The 18,394-nt window shown below is 72.4% G+C and carries 11 protein-coding genes; 5 read left to right on the top strand and 6 right to left on the bottom strand.

Translation table 11 applies throughout. From position 1 onward, the window contains the following. Positions 1-135 precede the first annotated feature (135 nt). Positions 136-1,614 carry a PP2C family protein-serine/threonine phosphatase gene (locus tag G3I60_RS24585; protein WP_164607725.1) on the top strand — a complete coding sequence of 493 codons (1,479 nt, stop codon included), beginning with the start codon at positions 136-138 and terminating at the stop codon, positions 1,612-1,614. 67 nt (positions 1,615-1,681) lie between these two features. On the opposite strand, the gene G3I60_RS24580 is transcribed toward G3I60_RS24585, so the two are convergent. Continuing rightward, positions 1,682-3,154 (bottom strand): hypothetical protein, encoded by a 1,473-nt coding sequence (locus tag G3I60_RS24580; RefSeq protein WP_138353935.1) that lies wholly within the window; start codon positions 3,152-3,154, stop codon positions 1,682-1,684. 472 nt (positions 3,155-3,626) lie between these two features. On the opposite strand from G3I60_RS24580, the gene G3I60_RS24575 reads away from it, so the two are divergent. Together G3I60_RS24575 and G3I60_RS24570 are read left to right on the top strand one after the other, a co-directional pair. Further along, positions 3,627-4,715: an aminoglycoside phosphotransferase family protein gene (locus G3I60_RS24575; protein WP_164295929.1), complete on the top strand. Its 1,089-nt coding sequence runs from the start codon at positions 3,627-3,629 to the stop codon at positions 4,713-4,715. A 292-nt stretch (positions 4,716-5,007) separates the two neighbouring features. Then, entirely contained in the window at positions 5,008-6,942 is a 1,935-nt protein-coding gene (locus G3I60_RS24570) for an N-acetylmuramoyl-L-alanine amidase (protein ID WP_164295926.1), read from the top strand. A 93-nt stretch (positions 6,943-7,035) separates the two neighbouring features. Here the strand turns inward: G3I60_RS24570 and G3I60_RS24565 are convergent, their stop codons facing one another. From G3I60_RS24565 to G3I60_RS24555, 3 genes are all read right to left on the bottom strand, one after another. Beyond that, on the bottom strand, positions 7,036-7,536 hold the full coding sequence (locus tag G3I60_RS24565; protein ID WP_138353938.1) for a hypothetical protein: 501 nt from the start codon (positions 7,534-7,536) through the stop codon (positions 7,036-7,038). 77 nt (positions 7,537-7,613) lie between these two features. Then, positions 7,614-10,535, bottom strand: coding sequence for an AAA family ATPase (locus G3I60_RS24560; RefSeq protein ID WP_164607723.1), 2,922 nt, complete (start codon positions 10,533-10,535; stop codon positions 7,614-7,616). A gap of 144 nt (positions 10,536-10,679) precedes the next feature. Further along, positions 10,680-13,601, bottom strand: a complete 2,922-nt coding sequence (locus tag G3I60_RS24555; RefSeq protein ID WP_164295923.1) for an AAA family ATPase — start codon at positions 13,599-13,601, stop codon at positions 10,680-10,682. Positions 13,602-13,782: 181 nt separating this feature from the next. Between G3I60_RS24555 and G3I60_RS24550 the strand changes: the two genes are divergently transcribed. Then, positions 13,783-14,883 (top strand): isoafricanol synthase, encoded by a 1,101-nt coding sequence (locus G3I60_RS24550; protein ID WP_164295921.1) that lies wholly within the window; start codon positions 13,783-13,785, stop codon positions 14,881-14,883. 94 nt (positions 14,884-14,977) lie between these two features. On the opposite strand, the gene G3I60_RS24545 is transcribed toward G3I60_RS24550, so the two are convergent. After that, on the bottom strand, positions 14,978-16,921 hold the full coding sequence (locus tag G3I60_RS24545) for a phosphocholine-specific phospholipase C (RefSeq protein WP_164295919.1): 1,944 nt from the start codon (positions 16,919-16,921) through the stop codon (positions 14,978-14,980). Between the two features lie 365 nt (positions 16,922-17,286). Between G3I60_RS24545 and G3I60_RS24540 the strand changes: the two genes are divergently transcribed. Next, positions 17,287-17,985 carry a maleylpyruvate isomerase family mycothiol-dependent enzyme gene (locus G3I60_RS24540; RefSeq protein ID WP_343241462.1) on the top strand — a complete coding sequence of 233 codons (699 nt, stop codon included), beginning with the start codon at positions 17,287-17,289 and terminating at the stop codon, positions 17,983-17,985. 104 nt (positions 17,986-18,089) lie between these two features. On the opposite strand, the gene G3I60_RS24535 is transcribed toward G3I60_RS24540, so the two are convergent. After that, on the bottom strand, positions 18,090-18,329 hold the full coding sequence (locus tag G3I60_RS24535) for a DUF397 domain-containing protein (protein WP_138353944.1): 240 nt from the start codon (positions 18,327-18,329) through the stop codon (positions 18,090-18,092). Between the last annotated feature and the right edge of the window lie 65 nt (positions 18,330-18,394).

The following is an 18,394-nucleotide window of genomic DNA, read 5'->3' as shown; positions in this document are numbered from 1 at the left end:
TAAGCACCACCGGATCGGGTATTGCCGAAACCCTTACGGGCCATCACGCCGTGTGCCACAGTCGTTACCGGCCCTTCGTCTGCCTTGGCCGCTCAGCACCGGTATCCGGTATCGGAGTCACCTTCGGAGAGCGTCATGCCGTCCCATCTGCACGCGGATCACTCCGCCGCACCGTCGACCGACCCCGATGCGGTGGACGCGCTGATCTCCCAGGCCCGCCGGCTGCGCAGCGAGGTCGACGCGGTACGCCGCGACACCGCCGCACCGGACGGTGCGGACCCCCGGGTCCGCTGGGAGCGCGCGCTGTGTGATCTCGCGGTGCACCAGCTCGACGATCTGGGCGAGCATCTGGGGCAGCTCCGCGAGGGTTTAGCGGACGACGGCAGTGCCGCGGCCCCGTTCGTCCCCAGTGACTTCGCCGATGCCCATCTCCCGTCCCCCGCCATCCCGGACCGTGTGCCGGATCACGCTCCCGGCCGGGCCGGCAGCGCCGAGTGGGACCTGCTGACGGACGAGGCGGAATGGTCCGACGAGCTGTACCGGATCTTCGGCCGCGACCCGGACGACGGTCCGCTGACGCTGGACGAGCTCCCCTCCTGGCTCTTCGAGGAGGACCAGCAGGCGCTCACCTCGATGGTGACCGGCTGCCTGGTCGACGGCAGGCCCATCGACGGTGAGTTCCGCATCGTCCGCTCCGACGGATCCACCCGGACGCTGCACATGGTGGGCGAGCCGGTGCTCGACGCTGACGGCGGCACCGCTTCGATGTGGGCCGTACTGCGGGACGTCAGCGAGCTGCGCCGCAGCCAGCTGACGCTGAGAGAGACCCGTGACTCTCTCCAGCGACAGCGGCAGCTCGCGCGGTCGGAGCACCGGCTGGCGGTTGAACTGCAGGAAGCCGTGCTCCCGCCGTGGCGCGGCTCCCTGCGGTTCCCGCAGGGCGGCGGGCCCACCACCATGGACCTGGCCGCCCACTACCTCCCTTCCGGTACCAGCGCCCTGATCGGCGGCGACTGGTACGACGCACTGCAGCTTCCCGACGGTGCGACACTGCTGACCGTCGGCGATCTCACCGGACACGGCGTGAGCGCCACCTCCGGCATGGCGATGATGCTCGGCGCGCTGCGCGGCATGGCGATGGCCGGGCTGGAGCCCGGACCGTTGCTGGGCAGGCTGAACCATCTGCTGGACACCTCGGCCCAGCCCACCCTCGGCAGCACGCTGTGCTGCCGCTACGACCCCGCCGACCGCACCCTGTCCTGGGCCCAGGCCGGCCATCCCGCCCCACTGCTCTTCCGGGACGGGACGGGGCGCGCGCTGGATCCGCCCGAGGGCGTGCTCCTCGGAGCCACCTCCGACGCGCGGTACACCCAGGCCGCCGAGCCCCTCAACCCGGGCGACCTGCTGGTACTGCACACCGATGGACTCGTACCCCGCCGGACGTCGTTCCCGGCCGCGACGGAGCCGACGGACGGCGCACGACGGCTGCTCGCGATGGCGCCCCTGTTCACCCGGGCCCGCACCGCACAGGACTGCGTACGGCTGGTCGTCGAGGAATTCGGTGCCCCTGAGCGCGAGGACGACGCCTGCGTGCTCGTCGCGAGAATCGGTTAGACCAGATCGCCGTTGACCTGGTTGGATCTGCGGAGACGTTGGATCCGCCCTGGATCTGCCCGGCCCGTCAGACCTGCCGGGTGCTCCTGTTCTTCGGCAGCGGCGGCATCGCGGCCTCGATCTCCGACCGCAGATCCTGGATCGTGGTGTAGTCCGCGTACCGCCCGGTGAGCCGGTACATCTCCCGCAGCCGGTCCCATGTCCGGTGCGAGGACGTGCTGCCGATCGTCAGCAGTGCCATCCGAGCGTAACGGTCGGCCTGCTCCGGGTCGTTGGCGATGAAGCACGCCGAGGCCAGCGAGATGTAGTCGAAGATCTTCGACCGGTCCCGGCCGGACACCCGCAGTTCCAGCGCGTGCTTGGCGTGCATCTGCGCCTGGGCGGCGGCGGACGGGTCGTGCTCGGCCAGCGTGCGGTACGCCAGCGCCTGCATCCCGTGCAGGTCCGCCTCGTCGAACATCTGCATCCAACTCGGCGGCGGAACATCGCCCTTGTCCGAGACGAACAGGTCCTCGGCCTCCCCCAGCGTCCGCCGCATCGCCTGGCCGCGCCCCATGGACGCCTGGGCCCATGCCTCGATGGTGTGCAGCATGGCGCGGGTGCGGGGCAGGGCCTGCTCGCCCGATCCCGACTTCGCCAGCTTCATCAGATCGAGCGCGTCGTCCGGCCGGCCGATGTGGACCATCTGCCGGGCCGCGCGGGACAGCGCCTCGCCGGCCCGCGGCCGGTCGCCTCCCTCCCGCGCCGCGTGCGCGGCGATCACGAAGTACTTCTGCGCCGTGGGCTCGAGGCCCACGTCATGGGACATCCACCCGGCGAGCACGGCCAGGTTGGCGGCCACACCCCACAGTCTGCGCTGCAGATGGTCCTGGTGGTGGTAGGCGAGCATGCCGCCCACCTCGTTGAGCTGGCCGACCACAGCCTTGCGTTGCAGCCCGCCGCCGCGGGCCGCGTCCCAGGCACGGAACACCTCGACCGAGCGCTCGAGAGCCTCGATCTCCTGGGAACCCACCGGAGCCGCCTCGTACCGGTCGTACGCGGCGGGTTCGGCGTGGAGTGGATTGTCGATGACCGGTGCATCGGCCACCAGGGCCGGGTCGGTGTGCAACCAGTCGTACATTGCGCTGCTGAGTGCTGAGCCAGCGGTGAGCGCGGCGCCCGCGCCCACCAGACCGCGTCGGTTGAGCATGAGGTCCATTCCCGTGAATTCGGTGAGGACCGCGGCTGTTCGTTCCGGTGGCCACGGCAGACCTTCTCCGGTCTGCTTCTTCCCCGCGTGCCGGTGCCGGTCGAACCCGAGATCCTCGATGGTCACGACACGGCCGAGCCGCTCGGTGAACAGAGCTGCCAGCACCTTCGGAACGGGTTCGCGCGGCGACTCACCGGTTTCGATCCAGCGGCGCACCCGCGAGGTGTCGGTCGCCAGCTGCGGGTGGCCCATGGCCGCCGCCTGCCGGTTGACCAACCGTGCGAGTTCGCCCTTGGACCAGCCGGTAAGGCCGAACAGGTCCGCAAGTCGGGTGTTGGCTTCTTTGCTCACGTCAAGCCCCCAGGTTCCTCGGCACGGTTGACACTAATCGCCTGACAAAGGCCCCGCGAGTATTCGCCACGCTTCGCCAGGGTGCGCCAGATGGTCTGCCACCCGCGCCAGGGTGTGATGTAGGAACGCGCCACCCCGGCCCGGCACTAGCCGGCTCCCGGAAGGTCGTTCGAGTCATCCGTGAGCAGCCCTGAACTGCTCTCTTGTGGAGGGGACGACCGGCCCCGGGAGGGGCGTGCGGCGCGTGGACGGACCGGGCCGACCGGCCTGAACCCGCATTCCCCAGGGTGCGGGTCCGGACGCCGACACCGGTTCCGAACCGTCCACGCGCCGGCCGGACCACCGACGCCACCGACCGGCCACCACGTCGCGGCACCGCGACGCGGACACCGTCGGAGGCGGTACCGCACCGACGCAGCACCGCATCACTGTCATGAGCTCGCAGGCACACGAAGGGATCTGTTTCCCCCTCATGTATTCAGCATCGTCCTCCGTGTCCGCTCCGCCCCGGTTGTCGCACCCCGCTGGTACGGACTCCTCCATGCGCACCCGTCCGCCGCTCACCGCCGCTCGGCGGGGCCTCCCGACGGGCACCTCCCATCCGCTCAGCGGGAGACTCGACTTGACCGGCCCCCAGGGCGCTCAGCTGCGGACGGCCATCGCCGCGGTTCAGCGGATATGCCCCGAGTTCAACCCTGTTCAGATGCTGCGCCGCAGCGGGCGCACCGCACTGCTCGTCGGTACGTCGGGACGCAGTCCCGCGGTCGCCAAGTGTCTGCTGGACCAGTCCCCAGCGTGGGTCGAGCGGTTCCAGCACGAGATAGCGGCTTACCGGGCGTTCGTCCGCCACCGGCCGCCGGCCCGGGTCCCTCGGCTGATCGCCGCGGATCCGGAGAGCTGTGTGCTGGTCCTGGAGCGAATGCCCGGACGGGTCGTGTCGGTACAGCGCCATCCGACCGAGACCCCGCCCCGGTCCGATGTCCGTGCGGCCATCGGCGCGTTCGGCCGGATCAACCTGTGGCGGCCGCCGGCCGGTGTGTTCGACGCGCCGATCGACTACCCGGCACGTATCTCGCGCTACCACGAGCTGGGGCTGCTCACCGACCGGGACATGGGTGACCTGCAGAAGCTGTTGCACGGACTCGCCCATGTGCAGGGGCAGTTCTGTCACGGCGACGCCCTGCTCTCCAATGTGCTGCTGTCCCCGGCCGGCCCGGTGCTGGTCGACTGGGAGCACGCCGGCTGGTACCTGCCGGGGTACGACCTGGCGGTGCTGTGGTCGGCGCTCGGCAACGACCCGGTGGCGCGCCGCCAGATCAGCCAGCTCGCCCAGAACCAGGGTCCCGCCTCCCGGGACGCCTTCCTGGTCAACCTGATGCTCGTCCTGACCCGCGAGATCCGTACCTACGAGACCGCCGTGCAGCGCACCATGCGCAGCGCCACCCCGCCCGCGCAGACCGTGCCCGGAGCGGGCGAGGAGCAGCGGCTGCTGCTGCGCCGGCTGCACGACGACTGCGGTCTGGCCCGGCGGGCGGTGCGTGCCGCCGTCGGCACGCGCTGAGCTCCGCGCGGACCCGTCCCGCCCCCCGGATCACGGGGGTTTTCACCACCCGCCGGCACCCGCGTCACCGGTTCAGACCACTGACGCGGGGCAGGCCAGCACGCCCGTGCCGGGGAAACTCCCGGCACGGGCGTTTGACGTGCGCAAACAGTGCCCGATTGGGGCCTGTTGACGGATCGTCCGGGAGCCGATACCTCTGTGGAGCCGTTCGCCCCAGTACCGCTTCAAGGAGGCCGCATTGCGAGAGTCCGCCGCCCGATCAGCGAGACACCGACGGAGCACACTGCGTACGGTGACCGCGGCGGCCGCTGCCGCGGCACTGCTGCCCGTGCTCTCCACGGCCACATCCGCGAACGCCGCCCAGCCCGCCACCTCGTCGCTGCAGCGGGCGTTCAGCGACGCGGCCCAGCGCTACCAGGTGCCGGCGAGCGTCCTGCTCGGCGTGTCGTACATGGAATCGCGCTGGGACACCCATCAGGGGCTGCCCAGCGTCACCGCGGGCTACGGCCCGATGCACCTCACGGACGCCCGTACGGCGCTCACCGACTTCCCCCAGAAGGGTGACGGCGGTGACGACTCGCGCGGTGACGACTCCCGGCCGCTGACCGGCACCGGGCAGGCCGTTCCCGACGCCGACCTGTCGAAGCTGCCCGCCACCCTCACCACGCTGGAGCGGGCCGCGGGACTGACCGGCCTGCCGGCCCAGGACCTGCGCAAGGACCCGGCGGCCAATGTCGCCGGCGGCGCGGCCCTGATCGCCGACGCCCAGAAGTCCCTGGGGCAGCCGCTGAGCGCCGACCCCGCGGACTGGTACGGCGCCGTCGCGCGCTTCTCGGGCGCCGACGACTCGGCGACCGCCGGCGCCTTCGCCGACGACGTCTACGACGTGCTGCGGCAGGGCGAGTCCCGCACGACCGACGCCGGGCAGAACGTCACCCTGGCGGCGGCTCCGGGGATCGCCCCGGCCACCGCGCAGGCGGCGGCGCTGGGCCTGAAGCACGTCAACGACAGCGGGACGGAGTGCCCGCGCGGGGTGGGCTGCGAGTGGCTGCCCGCGCCCTACCAGGAGACGACTCCCGGGGACTACGGCAACCACGACCTCGCCGACCGGCCCGTCAGCCAGAAGATCGACACCATCGTCATCCATGACACCGAGGGCAGCTGGGACACCGCGCTGAAGCTGGTGCAGGACCCGACGTATCTGGCCTGGCACTACACGGTCCGCTCGGCGGACGGCCACATCGACCAGCATCTGAGGACCAAGGACGTCGGCTGGCACGCGGGCAACTGGTACACCAACGCCAAGTCGATCGGCATCGAGCACGAGGGCTTCCTCATCGACCCGGGCACCTGGTACACGGAGTCGATGTACCGGACGTCCGCGCGGCTGGTGGCGTACCTGGCGAAGAAGTACGACATCCCGCTGAACCGTCAGCACATCCTCGGCCACGACACCGTGCCGGGACCGACCGGTGCGTACATCGGCGGGATGCACACCGACCCCGGGCCGTACTGGGACTGGGCGCACTACTTCCAGCTGATGGGCGCTCCGCTGCACGCCACGGCGGGTCCGGGCGGCGGCCTGGTCACCATCCGTCCGGACTACGACAAGAACCGGCCGCTGTACACCGGCTGCGTCACGGCGGGCGACACCTGCCCGGCCCGCGGCTCCGAGGCGGTGCGGCTGCACACGGCGCCGAGCGAGGACGCGCCGCTGGTGAAGGACATCGGTCTGCACCCGACGGGTGACTCCACGACGGGCGTCAACGACGTCGGGGCGCGTGCCTCCACCGGTCAGCAGTACGCGGTCGCCGAGCGCCAGGGCGACTGGACGGCGGTGTGGTACCTCGGCCAGAAGGCCTGGTTCCACAACCCGCGGTCGCAGCCGACCGCCGTCAACGCCTGGGGCTGGACCGCCACCCCGAAGGCGGGCCTGGCCGACATCCCGGTCTACGGGCGCGCCTATCCCGAGGCGGCGGCGTTCCCTGCGGGTGTTCCCGTGCAGGCGATCGTGCCGATGCCGTACAAGCTCCTGGCGGGCCAGGAGTACGCGATCGGCAACCGGGTCCAGGGGGAGTACTACTACTCGACGACCTTCGACACCGCCTCGCACCAGGTCGTGCGCGGCAAGCAGGTCTACTACGAGATCCAGTTCGGCCACCGGGTGGAGTACGTCAGGGCCGAGGACGTCACCGTCCTGCCGTCCCAGGTGGGCGCTCCGCGCTGAGCCGTTCTCCCACGGGCGGATGTTCGGCCGTGGGACGTGACAGGGGCGCCGCCGGATCCCGGCGGCGCCCCTTCGCGTGCGGTGTGCGTCCCGTCAGCCCTGCTGGAACATCTCCGCGGGCAGCGGCTTCAGCAGTTGGTACAGGTCGTCGGTGATGGGGCGGTCCCAGGTGGCGATGGTGACCTGGACGCCGTCGCTGCGGTCGAACTGGGCGCAGGCGATCCGTGCTTCCGAGACCTTTATCCGCCGGACGATGAGCAGGCCGTCGCCGTGCATCGCGGGGGTGTCCTCGGTGCTGACCACTTCCACCGGCTCCTCGTTGCCGAGGGCCACCATCAGCTGGGCCACCTCGAAGGGCACCTGGCCGTCCTCCAGCTCACGCGCCGGGGAGCCCTCGGGGAGATTGCCGATCAGCATGGCGGGACCGCGCCCGCCGAAGAGGTCGTAGCGCAGGAAGATGCCCTGGCAGCTGCCGTCGGGACCGGGCAGCAGCCCAGCGCCGAGAATGCCCGGCCAGTCCCCCGGGTCCATGGCCAGGACATCGAAGTCCGGCCCGGTGGGCGTGGCTGCGGTGCGGCGGCGGAGGAACGACATACGGCCATCGTACGTGGCCCGCGGCCCCTTGCGCGGCGCCGGGGGCCGTGGCCGCCGGACCTCTCCGCGGCCCGTCCTCATTCCTCCCCCGCGACTGCCCCGGACGGGCCGCCGGGCGGGTCGGTCCGGTACGCCCCCGGCAGCCCGCCGGGGTCGGTGCCGAGCTTGCGGTAGACGGCGGAGAGCAGCCGGCCGACGGTGACCTCGCCGGTGGACAGCTCCGCCGCGATCGCCGCCGGTGTCGCGCCGGTGGCCGCGCGGGCGGCGGCCGCGTGTTCCTGCTCAGTGAGGGTGGCGGTCCCGGTGGCGGGCAGCCGCAGGGGCCGCAGGCCCGCCGAAGTGAGCTCCCCGCGAGCCCGTGAGGCCAGTTCGTCGGCGCCGCACTGCAGGGCGCCCTCCAGACCCCGGTAGAGCTGCTCGGCGGCCTCCGCCGGGCGGCCCGCCCGGCGCAGCGCCGTCCCGTGGGCGACCAGCGAGCAGGCCAGCTGGTGGCCGGCCGGGGAGCGCTCCAGCGAGTCGACGGACTCCTCCAGGAGCTTCATCCGCTCCGCTCCCCCGGACACCTCGGCGGCGATCCGCAGGGTGTGCCCAATCGTGGAGGCGGCCCCGAACTGCCGGGCGCGGGCGACGGCCTCCATGGCCGTGGCGCGGGCCCGGTCCGGGGCGGTGGACGCCTCGGCGAGCGCCAGGTGCGGCTGCCAGGGACACCAGGCGGGATTGCGCATGCCGCGCTGGTTCAGCCGGCGGCCCACGGCGGCCAGTTCCACGGCGGCCTCCTTCGCCATACCGCGGGCGAGCAGCAGCTCGCCGTAGACGCCCTGGGCGTCGGGGAAGGTGACGGCGGCGGGGAACGGGGCGTGGAAGTCGTGGTCCGCGGCCAGTTCCGTCGCCTCGGCCACCCGGCCGCGGGCGAGCAGCACCTCGATGAGGACCGCGACGGAGTACCACTGGACGGGGGTGCCCCGGCCGACGCGCTCGGCGAGCCGCAGTCCGGCGCGGGCGAAGTCCTCGGCCTCGGCGAGCCGGCCGCGCCGGAAGCGGACGTAGCCGAGCAGCAGATAGCCGAACGACAGATGGGCGCCGCGCCAGCCCTGGCGTTCGAACTCGGCGATCCCGTCGGCGAACAGCTCCTCCGCCCGGCCGGGCCGGTCCGCGTACATGTGCACCAGGGCGACCAGCACCGGGACCTCGAAGCCCCAGTCCGCCTCGGCCCAGTGCAGCCCGCCGTCCAGGGCCCGGCCCGCGTGGCGCAGCGCGGTGCCGGACGGCTCGCCGCGCAGGACGGCGTCCCAGGCGCGCAGCCCGATGATGTACCGCTCGGTGAGGTCGCGGCCGGTCAGCCGGTCGGCGAGCCGGGCCAGCCGGCGGGAGCGGGCGGGTGAGCCGGGCTCGTCCGCCCGGAACGCGTCCCACATGAACTGCTCGGCCTGCATCCGCAGCCGGACCCGGGGATCGGTGGCGGTACGGGCCGCGTGGCCGACGGTGTCGGCGGCCTCGTCGAGCCGGTCGCTGTGGGCGAGTGCCTGGGAGAGGTGGAAGAGGATCCCCTCGCGCAGGGCGGGGTCGCCCCCCGGCTCCTCCAGCGCGGCCCGGAGATGGTTGACGGTGGTGGCGGGCTCGAGCAGCAGGGAGGCGCAGCCGAGTTCGTACAGGACGGCGGCGCGCTCGCCGGGGGACGGGGGTTCGCGCAGGGCCCGGCCGAGGTAGCTGCGGGCGGCTTCCGGGGCGCCCGCGCGCAGCGTCTCGCGGGCGGCGTCCCGCAGTTGGCCGACGACCCAGGAGTCGCCCTCGGGGTGGGTCTCGAGCAGATGGCGGGCGGCGGCCGAGGCTCCGAGGCCGGCGTCGACGACCGACCAGGCCGCCCGGCCGTGCAGCGCGACCCGCGCCGCGTCGGGGATCGCCCGGTAGACAGCGGTGGCGATCAGCGGGTGGACGAATTCGAGGGTCGCACCGCCGGTCAGCACCCGGGCGCCGCGCAGTGCGTCCGCGGCCTCGGCCGCCTCCGCCGCGCCGATGCCCGCGATGTCCGCGGCGAGCTCCGGGGAGATCTCCGTCCCCAGCACCGCGGCGGCCCAGGCCAGCCGGACGGCGGGCACGCCCAGCCGTTCCAGCCGGGTGGTGAGCCCGCTGCCCTTCACCGCGGCCGCCAGTTCGCGCAGCAGGTGCGCGCTGGTCCGGTCGGGGCGCAGGCCCCGGTCGCGGACCTTGGCGGTCAGCTCGACGGCCTCGAAGGGGTTGCCCGCGGTGACGGACCAGCACTCGCGGCAGAACGCGTCGTCCGCGTGCTCCCCGACCGACGCGCGCACCAGGTCGCCTATCGCGTCCGCGGTGAGCGGTTCCAGGTCCAGGGGCCGGTGGCCGGTACTGCCGGGCAGTCCGCGGAACGACCCGGCGTGCTCGGGCAGTTCCTCGGGCCGGTAGGCGACGACGATCAACATGGACAGTTCCGCGGCGCGCGGCGCGAACGCTGCGAGCCAGCCCAGCGATTCGGGATCGGCCCAGTGGGCGTCGTCCAGGACGAGGACCACCGGGGCGCGCCGCTGGGCGAGATGGGTGACCACCCAGTCCAGGCCGTCGCGCAGGCCCTGCGGGTCGGGTGCCGCACCGTCGCCCGCCGCGCACAGGCCCAGCGCCGGGCCGACGATCCCGTACCAGCTGCCGAGCGAGGAGCGCAGTTCGCTCTCACCGGATCCGGCGAGCTGCGGCTGCAGGAGCTGCCGGGCCACATGGAAGGCCACCCGCTGCTCCTGGTCGCCGCCGCGGGCGGACAGTACGGTGCAGCCCTGGTCGGCCGCGCGCCGGCGGGTCTCGGCCAGGAGCGTGGTCTTGCCGAGCCCGGCGGTGCCGGAGAAGGCCAGCAGGCCGCCGCGCGGCCCCTCGCGGCTCTCGCCGCCGTCCGCCCGCAAGCCGGTGAGCTGGCGCAACGCCTCGTCCACAGCGGCGAGTTCGGGCTCTCGTTCGAGCAACGGGCGCCCTGAACGGGCCCTGTGCTCCGGCATCGTGCACCCCCTGGTACCACCGCGTACGCCGGGCGCCCGATGCGCTCGGCGCTCGCGCGTCCGATGCCACCTCAGCGTACGCCCGCGGGGCGGTCCGGGACCCTGTCCCGGACCTGCCGCGGCCCTACCTTCCGAGGTCCTGGTTCATCGCCCCAGCGCAGAGTGCTGGAACCCGTTGTCCGATGTCTGTTCGAGGGCCTTGGCCAGCCCGGCGTGATCGGTGCCGACCTTGCGGTAGACGGCGGACAGCATGCGCGTCACCTCGCGTTCCGCGGCGCCCATCTCCTTCGCGACCTCGGCGGTGGACCGGCCGCCCGCGACCTGTTCCGCCACCGTCCGCTCCGGCCCGGTGAGTGTGTCGGTCCCGGTACTGCGCAGCTGCAGCGGGCGCATCCCCGCCGCCGCGAGCTCGTCACGGGCCCGGCCGGCAAGCGCGTCCGAGTTGCAGTGCAGCGCGCCTTCCAGACCGGCGTGCAACCGGTCGGCGGCGTCCTGCGGCAGTCCGGCCCGGCGCAGCGCGGCACCGTACGCGACCTGCGCGCGGGCCAGTTCGAACGCCGAGGGTGAGCGTTCGAGATGGCTGACGGCCTCGGCCAGCAGCCGCAGACCGTCGGCGCCACCGGTCACTTCGGCGGACGCGTGCAGCGCCTGCCCGATCGCCGACGCGGTACCGAACTGGCGGGCCCGCTGAACGGCCTCCCGGATGGTGTCCGCGGCCCGTTCGGGTTCGACGAGCGCCACCGCCTGGGCGAGGTGCAGCTGCCACGGGCACCAGCCGGGATTGCGCATGCCGCGCGCCTCCAGCCGCTGGCCGACCGCCGTGAGATGGCGTTCGGCGTCGCCCCGCATGCCCTGGGCCAGCAGCAGTTCGCTGAAGACCGTCTGGGAGTCGGGGTAGACCACCGCGTTAGGGATCACCTCGCCGTAGTTGTACGTGTCGGCGAGCTCCTGTGCCTCGTGGGTACGGCCGCGGGCCAGCAGGATCTCGATGAGGATGCCGATCGCGAACCACTGCGCGGGCACTCCCGGCCCCACCCGGTCGGCGATGCCCAGCCCGGCGTGCACCAGGTCCTCGGCCTCGGCGAGCCGCCCGCGGCGGTAGCGGATGTACCCGAGGAGCGTGAAGCCGAACGACAGGTGAGCGCCGCGCCAGCCCTTGCGTTCCAGCTCCGCGATGCCCTTGGTGAACAGGTCCTCGGCGCGGCCCGGCTGGTCGCAGTACATGAAGGTGAGGGCGACCAGGACCGGAACCTCGAAGCCCCAGTTCTCGTCGGTCCAGCTGAGGCCGTCGCCGAGGGCCTCCTCGGCGTAGCGGACCGCGACGGGGGCCGGTTCGCCGCGCACCATCGCGTCCCAGGCGCGCAGTCCCAGGATGTAGCGTTCGGCCGGGCCGCGGCCGGTGAGATGGTCCGCCAGCCGGGCCAATCGCCGGGAGCGGGCGGGCGAGTCCTGTTCGTCGGCCCGGAAGGCGTTCCACATGAACTGCTCGGCCTGCATGCGCAGCCGGGTGCGGGTGTTGTTGGCCCGGCCGGCCTCGGCCTCGACGGTTCTGGCGGCCTCCGCCATCCGGCCGGTGTGTCCCAGCGCCTGGGCGAGCCGGTAGGTGATGGCCTCGCGCAGCTCCGGTTCGAGTTCCGGCTCCTCCAGGGCGGCCCGCAGGTGGTTGACCGTGTTCGCGGGCTCGTTGAGGAGCGAGGAGCAGCCGAGTTCGAAGAGCACGGCCGCGCGCTCACCGTAGGGCGGGGGTTCGCGCAGGGCGCGGGCGAGGCAGCGCTGGGCCGCCTCGGGCGCACCGGCCCGCAGGTACTCGCGGGCGGCGCCGCGCAGTTGCTGCACCACCCACTCGTCACCCTCGGGGTGCAGTTCCAGCAGGTGCCGGGCGGCGGTGGCGGCACCCAGTCCCGCTTCCGTCACGGCCGATGCCGCCTCGCCGTGCATCCCGACGCGCAGCGCGCTGGGGATCGCCCGGTAGACGGCGGTGGCGATCAGCGGGTGGACGAACTCCAGGGTGGAGCTGTCGTTGGTGCCGACCGTCAGGATGCGCGCGGCCCGCAGCCGTTCGAAGGCGTCGGCCGCCTCCTCGCGGCCGAGCGCGGCGACACCCGCGGCCAGCGGCGGTGCGATGGACGTGCCGAGGACGGCCGCGGCCCAGGCGAAGCGGACCGCGGACGGGCCCAGCTTCTCGATCCGCTCGATGAGGCCGCTGCCCTTGACGGCGGAGGCCAGTTCGCGCAGTTCCGGGATCTCCTCGCGCTGGCCCTTGAGTTCGCGGTCGCAGATCTTGGCGGTGAGCTCGGTGACCTCGAAGGGGTTGCCGCCGGTGACCGCCCACGCCTCACGGCAGAACGCCTCCTCGGCGCTGTCCCCCACGGCGTCGCGCACTATGCGCCGGACGGCGCCCGGGGTGAGCGCCACCAGGTCGAAGGGCCGGGAGCCGTGCCGGCCGGCGAGTTTGCGGAACGCCATCGCGTCGGCGGGCAGTTCGTCCGGCCGGTACGCGACGATCACCAGCATCGGCAGTTCCTCGGCGCGCGGGGCGAAGGCGGTCAGCCACGCCAGCGACTCCGCGTCGGCCCAGTGCGCGTCGTCCAGGATCAGGACGACGGGCGCCTGCTGGACGGCGAAGCGCGTCACCACCCAGTCCAGGCCGTCGCGCACGCCGGTGGGATCGGGGGCGCCGTCGCCGGCCGAGGCCACCAGCCCGACCGCCGGGGCGACGATGTCGTACCAGCTGCCCAGTATCCGGCGGTGCTCCTCCTCGGAGGCCGCCGCGAGCACCGGCTGGACGAGCTGGCGGACGACATGGAAGGCCATGCCCTGCTCCTGCTCGCCACCGCGTGCGGACAGCACGGTGCAGCCGCGCGCCGCCGCTCGCCTGCGGACCTCGGCGAGCAGTGCGGTCTTGCCGCCCCCGGCAGGACCCGCGAAAGCGAGCAGCCCGCCGTGCTTCGTGCCGGACCGAGTCCCGCAGAGATCGTTCAAAGCGCCGTCGAGCGCGACGAGTTCGGACTCACGTTCGAGAACCAAGCGATTCACTCGTCCCAATTGTTCTACCGCGTCTGGCATGTCCGTTCCCGTTCTCGTTGCCTATTCGGCAGGTAGCGCCGAGCGTACGCCCGCCGGGACGCTCTGTAGTGCCCCCTGGGGATATCCAGGTCGGACGAACGGGTAGATGGCAAACGCCAGTTCACTTTCCCCATGGTCCGGGCGGCTCCGGACCACCGCGACGCAACCCGAGGTGGGCACCTTGTCGGACACCACAGCCCCCAGCGGCCCCATCCAGCGCGACATCCTCGCGGAACGCACCACCCTGCTGAGTATTCCCTTCCCCGGGCGGTCGAGCCCGCACACCGACCGAGCCCGCCAGCACACCCTCAGGTGGCTGCGCGACCTGGCGATACTCCGTTTCGACCGCGACGTCGAGGAGTACGACGCCCTGCGGCTGGAGCGCCTGATGGCGTTCTTCTACCCCCGTGCCAACGGACCCGACCTCGACCTCGCCGCCGATTTCAACGCCTGGTTCTTCATCTTCGACGACCAGTTCGACGGCCCTTTGGGGCGTCGGCCGGACGACGTGGAGCGCGAGGTCGACACGTTGGTGTCGATCCTCTACGAACCACCTTCCCCCGTCCGTGGCGCCGCCAACCCGTCGGACAACCCCCTCGCGGACGGATTCCGCGACATCTGGGTCCGTTCGGCGGCCGGCACGCCGACCGTGTGGCAGCACCGCTTCCGCGACCACTGGCGGGACTATCTGCGGGCCTACCACTGGGAGGCGCTGAACCGGACGCGGCGGCCCGCCATGACCCTCGAGACCTTCCTGCGGGGCCGCCGGGACTCCATCGGCGTCCAGCCGTGCCTGGACTTCGCCGAGCGCTGCGGCGGCTACACCCTGCCGGACATGCTGCACTCGGGCCCGCTCGCCGAGATGCGGGAGATCACCGGTGATGTGGTGATCTTCGTGAACGACATCATGTCGGTGGACAAGGAGTTGGCCGCCGGGGACGTCAACAACAGTGTGATCCTGCTGCTCGACAGCAGCGACCACACGCTGGAGGGGGCCGTGGAACTCATCGCGCGGGCTGCCAACGCGCGCGTGCAGCGGTTCCAGATGCTGGCCGCGCGGCTTCCCGCCGTGCTCGACGAGTACGACGCCGCGCCCGCGCTGCGGACGCAGGTGGAGGACTATGTGCGCGCCATGCGCCATGTGATGCGCGGCAATCTCGACTGGTCCCTGGAGACCGCCCGGTACCGCGCTTCGGGGGTCGCCGCGGTGAGCGGCGGCAGACAGCGGCCGTGGTCGGATCTCTTCGGCGCGGACCGCGCCCGCCCCGGTGGCCTCGGCTGAACCGGCCGTGAACGGAGCGGCGGAACGGCCGGGGCCGCACGGGAGTGCGGCCCCGGTCCCTCGCGCGGCCCGGATGCGGGCGGACGCCGACTTCCTAGGCGGGGTAGGTGCGGCCCGCGAAGCGCCGCTCGAAACCGTCGCCGGTGTTCGCGGTGACGGTGTAGTCGTAGCCGCCGTCGGCCGCCGATGTGAGCGCGACCTGCTGGGTACCGCCCGCCGCGACGGTCACCGTACTGCCGCCGGAACCGTCCCCGGCGGCGTTGCCGCCCACGGTGAAGACCACCGCCGCGCCACCGCCGTTGGTCAGCGTCAGCGCCAGGTTCCGCGGCGTCGCGCGGGCGATGGCCACGGCCGCCTCGGGGTGCCCCTTGGCCGCGTTCGACCAGGTCCGCACATCGCCCTTGAAGCCGCGCAGATAGCCGTCGGGGCCGTGCGCGTCGATGTCGTACAGGCCGCCACCGTACGTCTGGGCGCTGAAGTAGTCCTGCACGCTGCCGCCGACGGGAACGGTGTAGCGCCAGTTGTCGTACGTGCGGTGGTTGACGGTGTACATCGCGAACCCGGCGCCCAGCGTCCCGGTGTTGACCACCTTGATCCAGATGCGGCCGGTGCTCGTCTCGGTCCACGACGTCGTGTCGAAGCCGTAGCCGATCCTCCGGGCCGGCCGGGTGCCCGACTCCTGGACCGGCGCCACCTGCGCCGACGGCGGGGCGGCGTCGGGCAGCGAGTTCTGGGCGTCGCAGGCGGCGACCAGCGCGGCGGTGTCGGGGAGCGAGGGGAACGTGGTGTTCTTCGTGCTGAAGTCGAAGGCGCTCATCAGGTCACCGCAGACGGTGCGGCGCCAGGCGGAGATGTTGGTCTCCTTCACCCCGGTCCAGTTCTCCAGGAACCGCAGCGGCGAGGTGTGGTCGGCGACCTCGGAGTTGACGTAGCCGCCGCGGCTCCAGGGCGAGATCACGATCATCGGCACGCGCGGGCCGAGACCGATGGGCACCCCGCCGATGAACTCGTCCGCGGTTCCGGCGGGCGGGACGGGCGGCGCCACATGGTCGAAGAAGCCGTCGTTCTCGTCGAAGTTGAGGAAGACCACGGTCTTGGCCCAGACGGCCGGGTTCGCCGCGAGCGACTCCAGGACGTACTTCGAGGTGTAGTTCGCGCCGTACGCCGGCGGGTAGTCCGGGTGCTCGCTCTGGTTGGCCGGGGCCACGACCCAGCTGACGGCCGGCAGCGTGCCGTTCTTCACGTCCTGGTTGAACGCGTCGGCGGAACGCCGCTGCATCCCGTTGACGTAGAGCGGTGACGTGGTGGCGGCGCTCTTGAAGTTCTTGAACCAGGCGAGCGGGTTGTCGTCGTAGTTGTCCTGCTGCTGGTAGACCCGCCAGGAGATGCCCGCCGACTGCAGGCGCTCGGCGTAGGTGGTCCAGGAGTACCCCTTCTCGGAGTTGTCCGTGACCGGCCCGCCGTTCCTGCCCGCCGGGTCGACGGTGGCGGTCCACTGGTACAGCCGGTTGGGGTTGGTCGGCCCCTGCACGGAACAGAAGTACTGGTCGCAGAGGGTGAACGACTCGGCCAGCGCGAACTGGAACGGGATGTCGGCGCGCTGGTAGTACCCCATCGACCAGGCGCTCTTGGCCGGCACCCAGTTGTTGTACTTGCCGCTGTTCCAGGCGCTGTGGGTGCCCGACCAGCCGTGGTCGAGGTCCCGCACCCGCTGCGCGTCCGTCGTCGCGGTGTTCAGGTGCCAGGGCAGTACGAGGCTGCCGCCGGAGGGTCCGTTCGCGGTCTGGCGCAGCACGTCCTGGCCGTTGGGGAAGCGCAGCCGCGACCGGTCGCCGTAGCCGCGTACGCCCTTGAGGGTGCCGAAGTAGTGATCGAACGAACGGTTCTCCTGCATGAAGATCACCACATGCTCGACATCGTCGAGCGTGCCGGCCGCCGAGGTGGCGGCCATGGCCTGCTGGATGGAGGCGGGCAGCGTGCCGAACGCGGCGGCGGCGCCGGCCGCTCCCAGGAATCCACGGCGGGACAAGGGCGTCAAGGCGACTCCTCGGTCAGGGGACACAGGTGCGGGGTCGCGCCGAATTGAACGGGGAGAACGCGACGGGCGCGCCAATACGCGCGGAGACTGCCATGGCCACTTGCCACACACAAGATGACGGGCGACCCAAGCACGGGCAAAGCCGCCGGACGTCCTGATACCCGCCACCGGGACGGCCGGAACCAGCCACCCCGGAGCGGAGACCTAATGTTATATTCGCGGCGATGCATTAGCTGATGCGCCCAGCAGGTGGAGTGCCGGCAGGTGGACCTCCGGCAAGTGGACTTCCGGCGGGGCGACAAGAACCGGGATCACACCCGGTCGAACCACCGCCGTTCCGACGGCGGCCGGCACAAGGAGCTGCTGTGGCCGTGAACCGTCCCGACCCCGTACCGGCGGTCCTGGAGAGTCAGTCGCGGTTGCGGGCGCTGCTCGGCGGGCTGACCGACGCCGACGTCCGCGCCCCGAGCGCACTGCCCGGCTGGACCCGCGGGCACCTGCTCAGCCATGTCGAGGGGGTCGGGTTCGCCCTGGCCCGGCAGGCGCGTTACGCCCTCAAGGACGAGCTGATCGATCCCTACGACGGCGGGCGGCCGGCCCGAGACGCCGCCATCGAGGCCGGACACGGCCGCCCGGCTGCCGAACTGCGGGCGGCCGTCACCGCGGCGCTCGACGAGGCCGAGCAGGCGTGGACGGCCGTCGGCCCGCGGGACCTGGAGCGGCCGGTGCGCTATCGCGACGCCACGCTGTCGGCCGCCGCGCTCGCCTGGTGGCGGGAGTTGGAGATCCACACGGCGGACGCCGCGATCGGGTACCGGACCGCGCAGTGGTCACGGCCGTTCTGCGCGCACGTCCTGGACTTTCTCGCGCCGCGGGTACCGGACGGGGTGCGGCTGACGCTCGCGGCGTCGGACGGCCCGGAGGCACTTGTCCTCGGGGACGGCGAACCGGTCACCGTAGGCGGTGCGCTCACCGACCTCACCGCCTGGCTGGCGGGACGCGAGCCGCTGGGCCCGCTGGACAGCGGAGTGGCGCCGCTGCCCGAACTCGGGCCGTGGCCGTAGTCGTAGCCGTGGCCGTAGCCATGCTGGTGTCCGGCCCCGAACAGCCGGCCGCCGGGCCTCGGTGACGAGGCCCGGCGGCCGGTGGGGCGTACGGGACGGACGCCTCAGGTGAGGTCGAACTCGCCGTCACGCGCGCCGAGTACGAAGGCGCGCCATTCGGCGGGCGTGAAGATCAGCGACGGCCCGTCCGGGCTCCGCCCGTCCCGCATCGCGATGTAGCCCTCGATAAAGGCGATCTGGACGTCGCCCGTGCCCTGACTGCTGGACTGCCAGTCCGCGCTCGCAAGATCCAGCTGCGGCTTCTTACCGTTGGTCAACGGCTGTCCGATGGTGCTCTCGGCCACGTCCGCTCTCCTCCCACGTCGTCATCCGCGACCCAGCCTAGCCACCGGGCCCTTTGCCCGACAGG

The sequence above is a fragment of the Streptomyces sp. SID13666 genome (genome assembly GCF_010548325.1).
In the GTDB taxonomy this organism is placed as follows: domain Bacteria; phylum Actinomycetota; class Actinomycetes; order Streptomycetales; family Streptomycetaceae; genus Actinacidiphila; species Actinacidiphila fildesensis.
This window is presented reverse-complemented; position numbering and strand designations above follow the sequence as displayed.